This is a genomic window from Phyllobacterium ifriqiyense, assembly GCF_030817885.1.
Taxonomy (GTDB): domain Bacteria; phylum Pseudomonadota; class Alphaproteobacteria; order Rhizobiales; family Rhizobiaceae; genus Phyllobacterium; species Phyllobacterium ifriqiyense.
The window spans coordinates 133,900-149,705 of sequence record NZ_JAUSZT010000002.1 but is presented as its reverse complement, the minus strand read 5'-3'; the positions used below and the strand labels follow the sequence as shown (position 1 = coordinate 149,705).

General features: G+C 54.4%; 15 protein-coding genes. 8 read left to right on the top strand and 7 right to left on the bottom strand.

Features of this window, described 5'->3' with window-relative positions:
• Nucleotides 1–106: 106 nt before the first annotated feature.
• The 7 genes from QFZ34_RS02355 (at nt 107) to QFZ34_RS02325 (ending at nt 8,023) form a co-directional block, all read left to right on the top strand.
• Nucleotides 107–913 (top strand): 3-hydroxybutyrate dehydrogenase, encoded by an 807-nt coding sequence (locus QFZ34_RS02355; RefSeq protein WP_307276397.1) that lies wholly within the window; start codon nt 107–109, stop codon nt 911–913.
• Between the two features lie 35 nt (nt 914–948).
• On the top strand, nt 949–1,692 hold the full coding sequence (locus QFZ34_RS02350; protein WP_307276395.1) for an acetoacetate decarboxylase: 744 nt from the start codon (nt 949–951) through the stop codon (nt 1,690–1,692).
• Between the two features lie 29 nt (nt 1,693–1,721).
• Nucleotides 1,722–2,885: a patatin-like phospholipase family protein gene (locus tag QFZ34_RS02345; protein WP_307276392.1), complete on the top strand. Its 1,164-nt coding sequence runs from the start codon at nt 1,722–1,724 to the stop codon at nt 2,883–2,885.
• A gap of 828 nt (nt 2,886–3,713) precedes the next feature.
• The gene (locus tag QFZ34_RS02340; protein ID WP_307276389.1) at nt 3,714–4,232 is read left to right on the top strand and encodes a hypothetical protein; all 519 of its coding nucleotides are present in this window, start codon (nt 3,714–3,716) and stop codon (nt 4,230–4,232) included.
• A 510-nt stretch (nt 4,233–4,742) separates the two neighbouring features.
• A complete protein-coding gene (locus QFZ34_RS02335) occupies nt 4,743–5,201 on the top strand; it encodes a (2Fe-2S)-binding protein (RefSeq protein ID WP_307276386.1) in 459 nt (152 codons plus the stop codon).
• Between the two features lie 3 nt (nt 5,202–5,204).
• Entirely contained in the window at nt 5,205–7,361 is a 2,157-nt protein-coding gene (locus QFZ34_RS02330; RefSeq protein WP_307276382.1) for a xanthine dehydrogenase family protein molybdopterin-binding subunit, read from the top strand.
• Between the two features lie 11 nt (nt 7,362–7,372).
• A complete protein-coding gene (locus QFZ34_RS02325) occupies nt 7,373–8,023 on the top strand; it encodes an Isoquinoline 1-oxidoreductase subunit (RefSeq protein WP_307276380.1) in 651 nt (216 codons plus the stop codon).
• Between the two features lie 310 nt (nt 8,024–8,333).
• Here the strand turns inward: QFZ34_RS02325 and QFZ34_RS02320 are convergent, their stop codons facing one another.
• The 7 genes from QFZ34_RS02320 to QFZ34_RS02290 form a co-directional block, all read right to left on the bottom strand.
• Nucleotides 8,334–8,972 carry a nucleotidyltransferase family protein gene (locus QFZ34_RS02320; protein ID WP_307276377.1) on the bottom strand — a complete coding sequence of 213 codons (639 nt, stop codon included), beginning with the start codon at nt 8,970–8,972 and terminating at the stop codon, nt 8,334–8,336.
• A gap of 545 nt (nt 8,973–9,517) precedes the next feature.
• Nucleotides 9,518–9,766 carry a hypothetical protein gene (locus tag QFZ34_RS02315; RefSeq protein ID WP_307276375.1) on the bottom strand — a complete coding sequence of 83 codons (249 nt, stop codon included), beginning with the start codon at nt 9,764–9,766 and terminating at the stop codon, nt 9,518–9,520.
• A gap of 29 nt (nt 9,767–9,795) precedes the next feature.
• Entirely contained in the window at nt 9,796–10,611 is an 816-nt protein-coding gene (locus QFZ34_RS02310) for a formylmethanofuran dehydrogenase subunit C (protein WP_307276372.1), read from the bottom strand.
• Nucleotides 10,608–11,516: a formylmethanofuran--tetrahydromethanopterin N-formyltransferase gene (gene fhcD / locus QFZ34_RS02305; protein ID WP_307276368.1), complete on the bottom strand. Its 909-nt coding sequence runs from the start codon at nt 11,514–11,516 to the stop codon at nt 10,608–10,610. The genes QFZ34_RS02310 and fhcD overlap by 4 nt, the downstream gene beginning before the upstream one ends.
• Nucleotides 11,504–13,138, bottom strand: a complete 1,635-nt coding sequence (locus QFZ34_RS02300; RefSeq protein ID WP_307276366.1) for a formylmethanofuran dehydrogenase subunit A — start codon at nt 13,136–13,138, stop codon at nt 11,504–11,506. The genes fhcD and QFZ34_RS02300 overlap by 13 nt, the downstream gene beginning before the upstream one ends.
• Nucleotides 13,132–14,220: a molybdopterin-binding domain-containing protein gene (locus QFZ34_RS02295; protein ID WP_307276363.1), complete on the bottom strand. Its 1,089-nt coding sequence runs from the start codon at nt 14,218–14,220 to the stop codon at nt 13,132–13,134. Before QFZ34_RS02295 ends, QFZ34_RS02300 begins: the two co-directional genes overlap by 7 nt.
• Before the next feature lie 83 nt (nt 14,221–14,303).
• Nucleotides 14,304–14,699: a 4a-hydroxytetrahydrobiopterin dehydratase gene (locus QFZ34_RS02290; protein WP_307276359.1), complete on the bottom strand. Its 396-nt coding sequence runs from the start codon at nt 14,697–14,699 to the stop codon at nt 14,304–14,306.
• 101 nt (nt 14,700–14,800) lie between these two features.
• On the opposite strand from QFZ34_RS02290, the gene QFZ34_RS02285 reads away from it, so the two are divergent.
• Nucleotides 14,801–15,763 (top strand): beta-ribofuranosylaminobenzene 5'-phosphate synthase family protein, encoded by a 963-nt coding sequence (locus QFZ34_RS02285; RefSeq protein WP_307276356.1) that lies wholly within the window; start codon nt 14,801–14,803, stop codon nt 15,761–15,763.
• Nucleotides 15,764–15,806 lie beyond the last annotated feature (43 nt).

Here is a 15,806-nt window from a genome sequence, read left to right as displayed (position 1 = left end):
CTTGTTGGGACCATCATCAGGATTGGCAGCCGCCTGTCATTCAACTGACACGTCGAGGAGATTTACATTGCTCGACTACGAAGGCCACATTCCGCAGGAGATTTAGATGTCCGACAGCGCAGGCGATACCGCTCCCAAGAACAAGGTCGCGATCGTGACAGGATCAACAAGTGGCATAGGCATGGGCATAGCCCGCCGCTTGGCAGCGCAAGGGGTGAACATCGTGATCAATGGCCTCGGTGATGCGTCTGTTATCGAGGCAGAAAGGGCGGCCATTGAAACCGAGTTCTCGGTGCGGTGTCTGTACTCGCCAGCAAACATGCTATCCGGCTCCGAAATTTCCGGCATGGTACAGCTTGCAGTCGAAGTGCTTGGTTCATGCGATATCCTGATCAACAATGCAGGTATTCAGCATGTGGCACCGATCGACGAGTTTCCGGACGAGAAGTGGGACGCGATCCTGCAGATAAATCTTGTCGCTGCCTTCCATGCCATCAAGGCGGTCATTCCCCCGATGAAGGCGCGCGGATGGGGCCGGATCATCAACATTGCGTCTGCACATGCCCTGGTCGCATCCCCCTACAAATCCGCCTACGTGGCCGCCAAGCACGGCATTGCCGGTCTGACGAAGACCGCAGCCCTGGAGGTTGCGGCAAACCGGATAACAGTGAACGCGATCTGCCCCGGATATGTCTGGACACCCTTGGTTGAAGCGCAGATCCCGGGCACCATGGCCGCTCGCGGCATGACCAAGGAACAGGTGATCCACGATGTGCTTTTGGAAGCGCAGCCTACGAAGGAGTTCGTAACAATCGATCAGGTAGCGGCGCTTGCGGCATTTCTGTGTTCGCCCGAGACCGCTTCGATCACTGGTGCGATCATTCCCATCGACGGTGGATGGACGGCACATTGAACAATGCTTTCGTAGCTATTCAAGGGACAGACCAAATGAAAACTGAAGATGTTCGCCACGCCTACGCAATGCCCTTGACCAACCCGGCTTATCCGCCCGGACCCTATCGGTTCACAGACCGGGAATATGTCATCATCACCTACCGAACCGATATTGACGCCTTGCGACAGGTTGTTCCCGAACCACTAGAAATCGTCGAGCCGATCGTGAAATATGAATTTATCAAGATGCCGGATTCAACGGGCTTTGGCGATTACGTCGAGTCCGGACAGGTTATCCCGGTGCGATTTGATGGGAAGGACGGCGTCTATGTCCACGCCATGTACCTTGATGATGATGCCCCGATCGCCGGTGGACGTGAAATCTGGGGCTTCCCCAAAAAGCTTGCCTATCCGAAGCTTGTCCATGAAGGCGAAGTGATCGTCGGGACCCTTCATTACGGTTCGGTGCTTTGCGCAACGGCGACCATGGGCTACAAACATCATGCAGTCGATAAAGCCGCAATTGCCAGGTCTCTCAAGCAGCCTAATTTTCTCGTCAAAATCATACCGCATGTCGACGCCACCCCGCGCATATGCGAACTGGTTCAGTATCACCTTGAGGACATTACCGTGAAAGGTGCCTGGTCAGGCCCAGCCGAACTCGAGCTTCATCGCCATGTCATTGCCGATGTCGCCCGGCTACCGGTTCTGGAAGTCATCGGCGCGGTGCATTTCCTTGCCGATCTAACCTTGGGCATGGGCAAAGTCGTTCATGATTATTTGAGCGATCCGGTTTGAATCGCCCGGTCACAAAGGAACGTATCAACATGGACCAGTTAGCCGGCACTCCCAAGAACAAGGCTGTCAGTATCAAGGAGGTGCTTGATCCCTATCAGTCCGTCGCGCTTGTCTTTCAGGGCGGCGGCGCACTCGGTGCCTATCAAGCCGGGGTTTTTCAGGCATTAAGCGAGGCAGGCGTGGCCGCCAACTGGTTATCAGGTGTTTCGATCGGAGCGATAAACGCGGCGATCATTGCGGGCAATAAACCGGGAGACCAGGTGGATCGGCTAAGGAATTTCTGGGAGACGGTATCCAGCAGAAAGGTCTGGCATTTCACACCGGAGGGCGACTACTTTCGCAAGCTGCGCAATCAGGCCAGCGCCATGATGACCATGACTTCGGGGCTACCGGGCTTTTTTGCGCCGCGGGAAATGAATCCCTGGCAACAGTTTGCCGGGGCATCAGGCGCGACCAGTTTCTATGATACCAGCGAACTGGAAACCACGCTGAACCGGCTGATCGATTGGAAGGTTCTGAACGACAGACAGCAACGGCTGAGCGTCGGTGCCGTAAATGTGAGAACAGGCAACTTCCGCTATTTCGACAGTGAAATCGAAACTATCTCAGCCCAACATATTATGGCGTCTGGCGCACTTCCCCCGGCATTTCCGGCGATCCATATCGAAAACGAATATTACTGGGATGGCGGCATTGTATCCAACACACCACTGCAGTATCTGCTCGAACAGGAAGACGTTCATGATACGCTTGTTTTCCAGGTCGATCTATTCAGCGCACGGGGCACCCTGCCCCGCGAAATGCCGGATGTGCTCGCCCGACACAAGGATATTATGTATTCGAGCCGGACACGCAACAACACGGATACATTCCGCCGGCTGCATAATCTCAAACTGAAGCTGCATCAGGCCTTGCTGCGCGTGCCAGCCGAAGCGCTCACCGTTGAGGATAGGGAATTTCTTTCCTCCATGCAGGATGTGCCACAGATCAACATTGTTCACCTCATCTACCAGCAAAAACTTTATGAAGGCCATGCCAAGGATTACGAATTCTCCGGAACTTCGATGCGCGAACATTGGGATTCTGGCTATGAAGATACGCGAAAGACCCTGCGCCACCATACCTGGCTGGAAAAGCCGCCAGAGTCTGTCGGCATGACGGTGCACGATGTCCATCGTGATGATCCAAGTTAACTAATATGGTGTGGTTTGGATTTTTACTGTAGGCGAGGAGCGTGGCCTGCATATTCTAAACGGGTACCGTGTAGCAACGCACGAGTCCCATTACACTTGGAAAAATGGCACTCATAGTTCGATCCGATCCGAGAACATTTCGAGATTGGCATTCTAAGATTTGCCGATTTCGTTTACTCGCGTCTGCACGCTCAACCGATCAAGCGACGCTAAGGGCAAATTAGTGAATATTTTAAGCCTGCGGTCGAGTTCCATCAATGCACGAGAGAAGGCTTGTTTCCGCTCCCATGGCTCCCCTTCAGCTAAGACTGGATCAGACGATTCCCAGTGGGCAGTCACTGGAAGATCCGGCCATTCAGGCATAGGCTCTCCCGCCTGTTCATCGTTGAGGGTGAAGACGAAATCAAGATCATGTGCGCCTTCGGTGCCAAAATCTTTGAAATGCTTGGGGCGTAGTCCATCGAGGATGGGCTGTTAAAGATATTGGGAGATGCGAACACATTGGGCTGGACGAAAGCCGAGGTTTTAACCGCTATAATTGCCGTGGCTGACAATACTGCGCTCGCCCTTGACGCAACCGTGGCCGAGTCCGTGAGAATACATATGTCGAAATTAATGAAGAAACCTGATGTCTGAAACGCCAGCGCCTGAATATCCGTCACACATGGAAACGCAACAGAAGATTCAGGCCAATCGCTGTATGCACGTCGGCTGCAATGCTGGGGCAAGCGGGGGCTTCCATATTCGTCTGGTGCGAATGGTTCTGTTTTGAGCATAGGGACGATGGAAGGATTTAGCGGAACCATGGCTTTTGGAAAGCTGAGTTAAATGAGCAATCGTCTGATAACCATCAAACATACTGCTGTTAGTTTAATAGGTGCCAGTTTAATTGTTGCCTTCAACTCCAAAGCCTTCGGTGAAAACCTTCCCACTGATCCGCTTGGATACGGCAATCCGTGCACCGACGATGCCTCACGCAAACTTCGTGAGCAACTGAAAACAGAAGTTGCAGAACCTGAGCAGCTGTATGACCTGATTGCATCCATGCTATGCGAATTCTCAATCTCAACTGAGCGCGAAGACACGGTCTACCGTCATATCCCACCATTTATCACCCACACGATTGAGGAAATCGGTGAATTGCCATCGACCAGTAGAGTACCCCGTAGCCAAGACTTGGTAAGTGAAATGATACTGGCCTCAAAAGTTGAGTCTGCACATCTGACAATCCAGCGACGGAGCTTGGTAAAGGTGGATTACTCGAGCGACATTTGCTCAAGACAAGTTACGACGGAGTTCAGCCGCGGAAGTTGGCTGATAACGAATTACATCTCAAATTGTGACTAACTGGCTAATGATGCAGCTCTGAGTTTCAGGGCGCTAAGGCACAGAGTAGTTCTGCTTTGAGCATAAGGGCGAAGGAAAGGTCTGATCGTGGCAAAACCAATAGTATATCAAGGTAACCGCCCCTAAAGGAGGGCCGCGGCGCACGCGTGATCAAATTTCTAAAGACTAGGCAGGGCAACCCACAATCGTCCACATGGCGGACGGCAGTGAAATTATCGTGTACGACTTCGCGTGGGGACGCGATGGCAGTGATTGGTGGGAGCATGCGACGACCAACATCTCCGAAGAACCCACCATCAATTTCTGGTCACGTATCAAACCGGCGCATGCCACTGACGGACCAAAGAGAAGAGTGCGTCCGAGAGAATGGCTTTCGTTGGTGCCGCATAAAACCAGTTATTTACATCCCTGTTGATTGGAAGATCGGCTTTTTGTGTTATCCTTAAAAAAGGATAACGACCAACTCAAGCCAGCACCAGTTGTGTGCACAGCCAGATGCGGGATATCAAAATGATTACTTTCAAGCTGAACGGTCAGGAACGAACTTTCGACGGAGATCCCGATACTCCGTTGCTCTGGGTCCTGCGCGATTTCGAAAAACTCACCGGCACCAAATATGGTTGCGGCATAGCCCAGTGCGGCGCCTGCACCGTTCATCTGGACGGCACGACGCGCCGCAGCTGCATTACGCCGATTGCAACTGTTGAGGGATCAGAGGTTGTTACCATCGAGGGCATCGAAGGGAAGGAGGCTGAAGCCATTCAGAAAGCCTGGGTCGCGATCGACGTGCCGCAATGCGGCTATTGCCAGTCCGGGCAGATCATGTCTGCCGTGTCGCTGCTGCAGATGACGCCAAAGCCGACTGACGATGATATCGACGGGGCGATGGCGGGCAATATCTGCCGCTGCGCGACCTACCACCGCATCCGGCAGGCGATTCACAATGCTGCCGATACGATGGAGGGTTGAGCCATGACCTTGCACACGATCACAAGCACACGCCGCTCGTTTCTGTCAGGCGCTGGCCTCGTCATAGGTTTCACCCTCGCGCCCAGAATGTTCTCAGCGGGGGCGTCGCAAGGTGTCCAGGCGGGCGGCGACAGCGCATTGTCGCAGATGAATGCCTTCGTCAAGATCGGCGCCGATGACACGGTGACGGTTTTGTCCAAACATATCGAATTTGGTCAGGGCCCGTTTACCGGCCTTGCCACCATCGTGGCGGAAGAGCTTGACGCCGACTGGAGCCAGATGCGGGCCGTTCACTCCCCAGCGGATGACAAGGTCTATGCCAATCTCATGTTTGGCTTGCAGGGCACTGGCGGCTCCACATCGATTGCCAATTCCTACGTGCAGCTTCGCAAGGCTGGTGCCACGGCACGGGCCATGCTGGTCGCTGCCGCAGCAGAGGAGTGGAAGGTTCCGGCCAGCGAGATCACGGTCGAGAAAGGCCGCATCAAACACGCCGCTTCGTCTAAGGAAAGCGGTTTTGGCGCATTCGCCGGCAAAGCCGCGGCCCACACGCCGCCTGCCGAACCCAAGTTGAAGGACCCTAAGGACTTTGTGCTGATCGGGCAGGAGCTTCCGAAGCTCGATACGGTCAGCAAGACCAATGGCAAGGCTGTTTTTACGCTGGATGTAACCGCTGATAACATGCTCTATGCAACAGTCGCCCATCCGGAACATTTCGGAGCAACAGTAAAATCCTTTGACGATGCGGAAGCCCGGAAAGTGCGGGGAGTCGTTGACATCAAACAAATCCCTCAGGGTGTCGCCGTCTATGCGGAAAACACCTTTGCAGCGCTCAAGGGCCGTGCGGCGCTCACAATCGAATGGGACCTTGCCAAGGCAGAGACCCGCTCAAGCGAGCAACTTACGGCGGATTATGAAAAACTCTTCGCCGAGAAGGGTCTTCAGGCGACCAATAATGGCGATGTCGACAAGGCCTTCACCGGCCAGGGCGTGCAGAGTCTGGAAGCCGTGCTTGCATTCCCCTTCCTCGCCCATGCCCCGATGGAACCGCTCGATGCCGTTTTCATCAGGGCTGCCGACGGCTCTGTCGATATCTATACCGGCGCGCAATTCCCGGGAATGGACAAAAGCACCGCTGCCAAGGTTCTCGGGCTGGACCCGGAAAAAGTACGGGTGAACACCCAGATTACCGGCGGCAGTTTCGGTCGGAAAGCCCAGTTCGGCTCGCCCTATATGCAGGAAGCTGCGGCGGTTTTCGCAGCCACCGACGGCAGCCGCCCCCTCAAGCACATGTGGGCGCGCGAAGACGACATTCGCGGCGGTTATTACCGGCCGATGTATGTCCACAAGATGCGCGGCGCAATGGATGCTGACGGCAAGATCGTCGGCTGGGATCAGACCATCGTCGGTCAATCCATCATGGCCAAGGCTGATCTCGACGAGACTTCGGTCGAAGGGGCTTCCAACCTGCCCTATGACATACCCAATTTGCGTGTCATGTCGCATAACACCACGCTTGTGGTGCCACCGCTCTGGTGGCGCTCGGTCGGCCATACCCATACGGGATTCGCCGTTGAAACATTCGTTGACGAACTGCTCGAAAAGGTGGGCAAAGACCCCGTCGAAGGGCGATTGGCCCTCCTGACCAAAGAACCCCGGCATATGGCGACATTGAAGAAGGTTGCCGAGATGGCCGCCTGGGGTTCCCCTTCCCCGGAAGGACGCCAGCGCGGTGTTGCCGTCGTCAAGAGCTTCGGCAGCTATGTGGCCCAAATCGTCGAAGTGTCGATCGGCGAAGATGGTTCTCCCCGGGTGCATAAAGTGTGGTGCGCCGTCGATTGCGGTATCGCGATCAATCCCAATGTCATCAAGGCCCAGATGGAGGGCGGCATTGGATACGGCCTTGGCGCTGTCCTGTTCAATGCCATAACCCTTGCTCAGGGCGGAAAGATCATCCAGTCGAACTTTCACGACTATCGCTCGTTGCGCATCAATGAGATGCCGGTTGTCGACGTCGCGATCATCCCATCAGCCGAACCGCCGACCGGTGTCGGCGAGCCCGGTGTTCCCCCCGTGGGTCCGGCGGTCGCCAATGCCTGGCGGCGGTTGACCAACAGCCCGGTACGGCGTTTGCCGATCGTCAATGTTCTTTCCGCTTAAGGGGACGCAGGATGATACGAAACATTACGTTCACCTCGATATCTGTGTGCCTTGTCCTCAATGCGGTCATTGCTGTTTCCAACATTTCGTTCGCGCAGGACAAGGTTGCTCCTGTGTCTGCCGATTTGAAACCGGCATCCACCTTTCAATCGATCTCCAACGAAAAACAGCGCTCGGTTGCGCTTTTCGAAGAGGCCGGCAAGGTCATCCAGCACCCCCGCTGCGTCAATTGCCATCCGGCAACCGACAGGCCGCTGCAGAACCTCTCCATGCATCCGCATCAGCCTCCGGTTACCCGCGGTGAAGGAGGTATGGGTGTTCCGGGAATGATGTGCACCACCTGCCATAGCTCGGAGAATGTTACGGTCATCGGGCAAGCGGAAACACTTAAAAGCATCCCCGGCAATCCAAACTGGCATCTGGCGCCGATCGAAATGGCCTGGGAAGGCAAGTCTTTGGGCGCCATCTGCACGCAGATAAAAGATCCGCAGCGCAATGGCGGCAAATCGCTCGACGAAATCGTCGAACATATGGCCCATGACGATCTGGTTGGTTGGGGCTGGAAGCCTGGCGAAGGCCGTGAACCGGTCCCGGGAACTCAGGAAGCATTCGGAGAATTGATTAAGGCATGGGTCCAGACCGGCGCAGCGTGTCCGCTGTAGGATCCAATTGCGAGGAGGGATTTGGGTTTTGCAGCCGATTCATCAGACAGTGGCTTAAAATTCTGGCGAAGCAGCACCGTCGCAAGGTGCTTAAACGGCCGTCCGGAATGATGCTATTTTTGTGGCTACGTTTCAGCGGTTGTACGAAACTGAAATTGCTGCTGAAGCGATCGCAGCCATTGCTAATGGTTTTGATCGCTATTTGCGCCCAGGGGAAAGTCTCCATTTTTCGACATCGGCTTCCTTGCGGAGGTAGGGAGCTGGTCTCAATTTATCAGATGCTGACGAGCAATCATCTGGAACATACCACTTATGGCCCAGTTTGGCTGGCCTCTCCATCAAGCAACCCGCCCGCTGCAATGATTGCTTCCGGTGTGTCTACGTCGTGGATAGCTGCATTTCCGATCTCCACCTCAATTACATCAGGCTCGAAGGCATCCAATATTTGCCGAGCCCCGAAATCGCCTTTCAATGTGGTCAGCCTTTCGTAGAACGTTGAGGGCAGGATGATCGGGTGACCTGGCACCCTTCCCGACACAGCCCGAACAATGAAGTTGCCCTTGTTCTCTCGAAATATCGTGATCAGTCTATCCAAATGTTCAGTTTCCACTTTCGGCATATCGGCAAGTAAAACTATTGCGCCGGCGGCGGAGCTTACGCGTTCTTCGGAAATTCCAGCCACAATAGAGCTGGCTATACCTACCGAAAAGTCCGGGTTATGGACAACATGGGCGCCCATGCCATCAATGCAACTCTCTATATCTTCCCGCCTATAGCCTGTGACAATCGTAACGGACGACGACCTGCTTGCCATTGCGATTGCAACCGTTCGTCTAATTAATGGAATGCCATCAAACTTTGCCAGCAATTTATGACTATGATTGCGCATTCTGGTTGCCTGACCGGCTGCCAGTATAACTGCCGCGATGGTGATCTCGGGTAACTCCATAGCTCAGTGTACCTGAAAAAATCTCCGCATTGAATGGAATTGAACGCACGACCTACGACTGTGTGTAAACGGGGAAGTTGTCAGCAATCCTTTCTTGAAAATGCCGATAATATGCGATTTTCGACCGTTTTTGATCGGTTCCTCAAAGTCTACATGGCCTTAAAGTTCGCATGCGGCCAAGTATCTTACGCCAGCGATGCCTGGCAGCGCCGCACGTGCAATCTTCTTGATCTAACTTTTACGCAGCAGTTTGGCGGGCATTTGAGTTTTTATCTGTGATTGTTCATCGCCGTGACGGATCTTGATTGGACCACCCGTCAGGCACCGTTAACCCTGTGCTATGGGTTGCCGCACCTTGGGAGGGGATGATGAATGCAAATAGAACGCCACAATCTATGATCTTAAAGAGCTCAAGAGTTCGTTCGTCCGATATCAGAGCGAATTCTAGCAAGGGTATCTTCGGTGAGGTCAAAATTCGTATGGAAAGCACGGGCCACAACTGTCTATATGGCAACGCAACGAAACAATGATGCCCAGCCATTCTGCTAGTATAAGGAATTTGCTTCCCCATCAGGACCAACAGGAATGGGCATCCAATGGGTAATTTTACCATGCCCTTTCGAGCCCATATGGAGCTCCTCACCCAACTTTTGATTGTCGTACATAGGTATCACCCATATATCGCAAAATATTGAATCTGTTGCGCGGAATCCTGTGCCATCATCACGCATGATCCAGAGATCGACGGCAGTTCCATCAGTCGGCGCCGTCTCGATGGGTCTCCATTCGCTCATATCTCCATCCCTCGCTCCTGTGCAGTGCCCTAAAATTTCCGACGGAACAGAATCTCGCCTTTGCCCAAGACCGCATTGTCGCCGCCATATCTGCCCGGTCTATCCCCCAGCAATGGCCGGTTCATAATTTTCTCACGCACGAGAAACCGGTCAAATAGGCTGGAGAAGGCGATATCCGGTTCTCCGCATGGCACGAAGGTTGGCGAAAGTTCGGTGGGGTGGCGGTCAAACAGAATCGAACCACGTTTCATCAAATAGCCGGGAACAGCCCCGACACGTCCGGCAATGGCAATTGTTCCGGCAATCATGCGGTATCCAGCATAGCCACCGCAGCCTTTACCTATTGCGATGATACCGCGCCGCAGACGGTCACCCGCATAATCCGACGCCTTGCCGCGTACGATCAGCAACCCGCCGCTCATTCCGACCATTTCGCCTGCAAGTGGCCCACCCAGATAGCTTCCCGTATTGCCCTTGATCTCTATGCGACCATCAATCATGCCTGAACCTGCATGATCGTCGGCACTACCCTGGATAGTCAGGGAGCCTCCCGACATTTTCCTGCCTGCCTCCCTGCCGACATCGCCATCCACACGAATCGATCCTGCTGTCAGCCCGGCACCAACTCTATCGAAACGTTTGGTACTCCCTTCAAAAACGATCGAATGTAAATCGGTGCCTGAAACATTGAATACATCGCCGACCATAACCGGGTGAGAACTGGTTCCAATTCGCAGCTTCGCAATTTGAACCTGAGAGAGTCCGGCAAGCCTCGAAGGTGTCAGCGGTGAAAGGTCAAGGCGCTCTTCCGGCTCGGAGAGAATTGCGAAGGTAAGCGCTTTCATGGGAGCAAATCCTTCAAATGATAATGAAATTTCCCAAGCTTGCCGCCGTAATTTCCCGCACTGATCCGCAAAGCGCCCTTTTTCGGACCAAGCGAAATGGCGGCTTTTATGCCGGCCCGCATGGCGGCCGCAACAGTCTCCTCTGTTTCACCATCGATAACGACTTCCAGAACCGAATTGATTTCAGGCGTAAGTGCACTGTCGACTACACCGCGCAATGTCGGGGCGAAGGCTTCGTTGGTCGAAGCCATCACACCCTTATATTTAGCGCCAATCTTGGAGCCCGATCGGACAACGCCGCCTGGAAATGGCATGATCGCCCCGGGGATTCTCGCGATGGCTGCGACGGCATGTTCCGCTGCATTCAGCGCCTTGTCGCTGTCGGCAGCCAGAAACAGCAAATTGCCCCCCCCGACTGCAAGCTTGCTGAGACCTGTGGTGGCTTCGCAAAGAAACTCTCCATCCATGACCGGGACACGCCAATAGTGTTTTCCGCCGAATTTCTTCGATATCTGCCAACCGTCGCCGAAATACCGCAACGCATTGCCGAGATTGAGGGACGCCGTGCCTTCAAGGTCGGCGAAACAGGCGCTGCCAGGCGAGGTCAGCACGCATTGGCCGAGACGGTTTTTCAACTGTTTTTGCAATTCATCCGTACCCATCGCGAAAATCATCACCCGGCAGCCGGGGCGGCCGTCAGGCGTTTGCGACGCTGGCAACTCCACATCGATCGCTGCCTCGCAACCGCACCCGATTACCGAAGTTGCAAAGCCGGTCATGGTGATGGCCGCCTGCCGTGCCCATTTCAGCGAGGGCGCGGTAATGATGATGGCGGTCGCACGCATGCCAAAGGCTTCGGCAAATGTATCGTCTATCACAACACCATTGCGGATCAGCTGTTGCATGGAACCTCTCCGAATGGTTCGTCCCTCTGGATGGAGGAGTCAGGGAAAGTGAACCAATCAAGCGGCAGGCCATAGCGCTCCTCGTGGTATGCCTTCATGCGTTTCACGATTGCCTTATCGGCCGGGGGATTGAGCCGCAGGGTCTTGCCCCAACGATAATTGGTTACTTTTCCGTTCTTGACCACAAGGTCGCCGTTCTTGAACACCAGTGCTGCTTCCCGGAACATTTTGGCCACGTCCCTGCCCTTGCGGTAGACGGCGATATCTGCGATCGCGCCGGCGCCAAGATGACCTCGATCTTTCAGGCCCAGCAGTTTGGCTGGTGCAGCGCGTGTCATTATGGCAATCTCGTCGAATGTGTATTCCCGCCGGATTGATGCGAGTGTCGTTAATTCCAGCGCGCTTGCATTCAGCTTGGAGGATTGCTCATCACGGGCTGCACTGCTCATCAGTAGCTCGAACAATTCCGGATAGGCTGTGAAGGGAGCACCGTTTGGATGGTCCGTGGTAAAGAATACCCGCCAAGGATCATTGATCAGCAGAAAAAGTTCAAGACCGATGGCCCATTGCAATGAGCCATAATAATCCTGCTTATAGCGATAGGGAACAATTCCACCACCGCCATTGCCATCCCCATCGAAAATGACGAACTTCTTCGGGCTCGCATTGCCTATGGCTGAAAACTGCCGCATGACATCGGACGATATGGTGACGGTCTGCCCGAACATGACCTGCCCAATGTCAATTGTCACGTCGCGATTGCCATTGACGGCCGCGGCCAGGCGTGACGCTTCCGATGAAAATTTCCGCTTCCCTTCGGTCCCGTAGCTGTAGAACTGCAAATGGGCCAGATGAAGCGGCACGCCTTCACTGGCTTCGATGGTCGCCGCAGCCGTATCGGCACTCCCCGCAATGCCCAAATTATTGGCGTGCACATGCAGTGGATGGGGAATGCCCAGACGCGTTACCGAAGCTTGAAGCGATTTGACGATCTTGCGTGAAGTCACACCATATTCGGGGACCTCATCGTCCAGGGAAAACGATCTGACATTCTCCTTGAAGGCCGCTGCTGCTCCAGCATTTATGACCTTTACCCCTAGAGCGCGGCTGGAGCCGACAATCCAGGCCACATAATCATCCAGCATTGCTGACGATGTGTTGTCCCGGAGCAGTGAAAGACTGAAATCATCATTTCCGAGTATTGCCAGCGTTGCCTTGTCTATGATGGGAATATCGGCGAGCTCAAGATGCGTATGCAGCGCTGAAGAAGGTGCCATTGCAGGCTCAACGACCGTCGTAAATCCCATCTGCGCATAAAGGCATCCAATTCGAAACGTCGACCATCCGGCATTGGAAAGCGGCGTAGCTGCCGGCCGCCTCTGGTGTGCGGCGTGATGCTCTGGCAAAAGCAGCCGGGCAGTATTCACATTGCCGCCACCGATATGCGAATGAATGTCTATGGCTCCCGCCATGACAATGCACTGCGAGACATCATGCGTTTGATCTGCAGTTTCACCCTGTGGCGCATTGATCAACAGCCCGTCCCTGATCCAGATATCCCGAGTGCGGGTTTTTCCGTTTACGGGATCGATAACTTCCCCACCTGCCAGTTTAATCAGCATACAAGAGCCTTTCGTCCTGGCAGAGCCACAGCCAATTGTCTGACAACACTGGACAGGCTGGGCAATTGCGACGGCTCAGCGGCTTGCACCGCGCGGAACGTGCCGGTCCTGCTGGAATAACAAACTCCGTCATGATCGAGCCCGGCCTTGCCAACAGCGATTGTCACCGCTGTCCCCTGCACTGGGACCGCCGTTCTCTCCAGTGCAATCAAAGACAATCGCGTGTCTTCGGAAGGCGGCTGGCCGCCTCTCGTGGACATCCAGACATGAAGATCGGGCTCCTTGTCCCGGATCATGCGCTGAATGTCCCATCGTACTGGATCATAGCTTGGGAGGCTATCGGTGAATCCTGTTCTGGGTGGAAATCCCGTCATCCATAATGATGTCAACGCCGTTCCCCAGGCAGCTTCATCAGCGGGCAGAAACACACTGCCGGCACGGCCCTTCTTGTTCAGGTCCGCAACCATTTCCTGTAGCATGATCAGGTCAGGCATCTGCCCGGATGCACCAGAGAAAACGAAAACCGGGAACCGGGCCGCCGAAAGGCTTTTCAGCAGCCGATCAATGTTCGTCAAGGAGGAGAGTGTCTGCCGTCCCTGCAGGGTCGCGCGTACAACAGCAAGGACATTACCCAGAGAAAGGTCGTCTCCGCCGACCTGCACTGCCCTCACCGCCAGTTTCGGGGCGCCGGAATATTCACTGCCGCGAATGTGAAACCAGCTGCGTTTTTTGAGTTTATCCGAACGGGGTTGCGTACTTGCCCAGTCCAGCAAAAGTCCGCCATGGTGCGGAGGAATATCGCCCACGAGCACGATAACGTCCGAACGGTTACGTGCCTCACCCGCCGTGGTAAACATGCCACCATGATCCGTGAACAGCGCAACTTCCCTTGACAGGGTCTGACCCAGAGGATGGTCATAAGGAGCGCCGACACGCTCGGCCAGCGCAATGGCGCTGCGTGTGCCGTGTACATCAGCATCAATGGTAAAAACCGGACAGCGGCTGGCTTTCAGGAGGCCGCTAGCTTTCCGAACAGCATCCATCAATGATACCGGCTGGCTGCCAATCCATGCAACCGACATGTTCCGCTACTTTCTGGTGCCTGGCTAAAACCTTATCTGGTTTTTTGCGAATGTGAACCCTGCCTGTACAGAAAATCTGCGAATTAGTCGTACTTGACATAGGCAAAGCGCTGATCGGCAGGAGGCGTGCCTTCAAGGGCTCCCCCTTCTTTGCCTGGTTGCCATTGCACAACCTCCTCGATCTTCATCGCAAGTTCAAAATCCTTGTCGGTGATGCCCTTGGCCTCGTGATTTTGCAAAAGTACTTCAACCCAGGCATAGGATGCCTTCAGATCGGGGTGATGCCAGGCGGCTTCTGCAAGATGACCAACTGTATTGATAACCATGAGCGTGGATTTCCAGCTATGAGTCTTATACTTTCTGCGTATCCAACCATTCTCGTAACGCCAGTGCGGCAGATCCCTTGCAAGACGCGCCATAATCTCGCTTTCGGAATAAACTGTTTCCTTGGGGCCTAAACTGTCTGTTTCTTTCGTCATCGTCGATCCTCCCGATTGTTCGTTCAACACACTTGCACCTTGTTGGAAAGACGATATCATATATTGCAGGGCCCGATTTTGAGATTGTGTAAATTAAGCAAATGTCGGAATCCGTCACGATCAAAGTCCCTGCCCGTCTTCATCTCGGCTTCCTCGATATTCCGCGCGCGAGCGGTGATCGCTTTGGCAGTGTTGGCTTGCCTATAGAGGATATCGCCACCGTTGTGACCATTGCGCGGGCGTCAAAGCCGGAAATTCATGGTGCCGAGGCAATCCGGGTGGCACAGCACATGACAACATTTTGCAATCATCTTGGCATAGCGGCTCATCATCATGTAACAGTCCATCGTACCATCCCCAGTCATATCGGATTGGGGTCTGGCACCCAAATTGCGCTTGCCATTTCGGCTGCACTGCGCACGTTGCACCATTTCGAACCCGATATCGTGAACGATGCAATACTGCTTGGGCGCGGTTCACGTTCGGGAATAGGAATTGCAGCTTTCAATAAAGGGGGCGTCATCATCGACGCAGGGAAGGGACATGGAAGCGCAGCGCCAACAGTCATCTCCCGCATTGTCTTCCCCGAAACATGGCGGGTCATTCTCGTATTCGACACCTCGACGCAGGGTATTCACGGCCAGGAGGAAATCGAAGCATTCAAGACGCTCCCTCCGTTTCCCGTCGAGATATCAGCTTTGATCTGTCGCCATGTCGTCATGAGCTTAATGCCCGCGCTGATGGAAAGGAACCTTCCACTTTTCGGACAGGCCGTTCAGGCCATTCAGGATGAAATCGGAAGATATTTCGCTCCTGCGCAGGGTGGCATCTTTACCAGCAGAAGCGTTGAAGCCACAATTCACCGGCTGGCACAGGCTGGTGCAACTGGGATTGGTCAAAGCTCGTGGGGGCCGACAGGTTTTGCCTTTGCCGCTTCGCAGAAGCAAGCAGAGCATATCGTAAAGAGCATCACTCCCGACGCCGGGGCAAAAATCCAGATCGTGGCGGGCAGAAATGCGGGCGCCGAGATAACCCATACCCTCTTGAACCTCGCCAGAGCCTAAGATGTAAACTGACCCTGAACCATGGGCACCACCATTGTTAAGG

Excerpts from the sequence above, each read along its gene's own strand:
- QFZ34_RS02355 (WP_307276397.1), top strand. The coding sequence starts at position 107 with ATGTCCGACAGCGCAGGCGATACCGCTCCCAAGAACAAGGTCGCGATC.
- QFZ34_RS02350 (WP_307276395.1), top strand. The coding sequence starts at position 949 with ATGAAAACTGAAGATGTTCGCCACGCCTACGCAATGCCCTTGACCAAC.
- QFZ34_RS02345 (WP_307276392.1), top strand. The coding sequence starts at position 1,722 with ATGGACCAGTTAGCCGGCACTCCCAAGAACAAGGCTGTCAGTATCAAG.
- QFZ34_RS02340 (WP_307276389.1), top strand. The coding sequence starts at position 3,714 with ATGAGCAATCGTCTGATAACCATCAAACATACTGCTGTTAGTTTAATA.
- QFZ34_RS02335 (WP_307276386.1), top strand. The coding sequence starts at position 4,743 with ATGATTACTTTCAAGCTGAACGGTCAGGAACGAACTTTCGACGGAGAT.
- QFZ34_RS02330 (WP_307276382.1), top strand. The coding sequence starts at position 5,205 with ATGACCTTGCACACGATCACAAGCACACGCCGCTCGTTTCTGTCAGGC.
- QFZ34_RS02325 (WP_307276380.1), top strand. The coding sequence starts at position 7,373 with ATGATACGAAACATTACGTTCACCTCGATATCTGTGTGCCTTGTCCTC.
- QFZ34_RS02320 (WP_307276377.1), bottom strand. The coding sequence starts at position 8,972 with ATGGAGTTACCCGAGATCACCATCGCGGCAGTTATACTGGCAGCCGGT.
- QFZ34_RS02315 (WP_307276375.1), bottom strand. The coding sequence starts at position 9,766 with ATGAGCGAATGGAGACCCATCGAGACGGCGCCGACTGATGGAACTGCC.
- QFZ34_RS02310 (WP_307276372.1), bottom strand. The coding sequence starts at position 10,611 with ATGAAAGCGCTTACCTTCGCAATTCTCTCCGAGCCGGAAGAGCGCCTT.
- fhcD (WP_307276368.1), bottom strand. The coding sequence starts at position 11,516 with ATGCAACAGCTGATCCGCAATGGTGTTGTGATAGACGATACATTTGCC.
- QFZ34_RS02300 (WP_307276366.1), bottom strand. The coding sequence starts at position 13,138 with ATGCTGATTAAACTGGCAGGTGGGGAAGTTATCGATCCCGTAAACGGA.
- QFZ34_RS02295 (WP_307276363.1), bottom strand. The coding sequence starts at position 14,220 with ATGTCGGTTGCATGGATTGGCAGCCAGCCGGTATCATTGATGGATGCT.
- QFZ34_RS02290 (WP_307276359.1), bottom strand. The coding sequence starts at position 14,699 with ATGACGAAAGAAACAGACAGTTTAGGCCCCAAGGAAACAGTTTATTCC.
- QFZ34_RS02285 (WP_307276356.1), top strand. The coding sequence starts at position 14,801 with ATGTCGGAATCCGTCACGATCAAAGTCCCTGCCCGTCTTCATCTCGGC.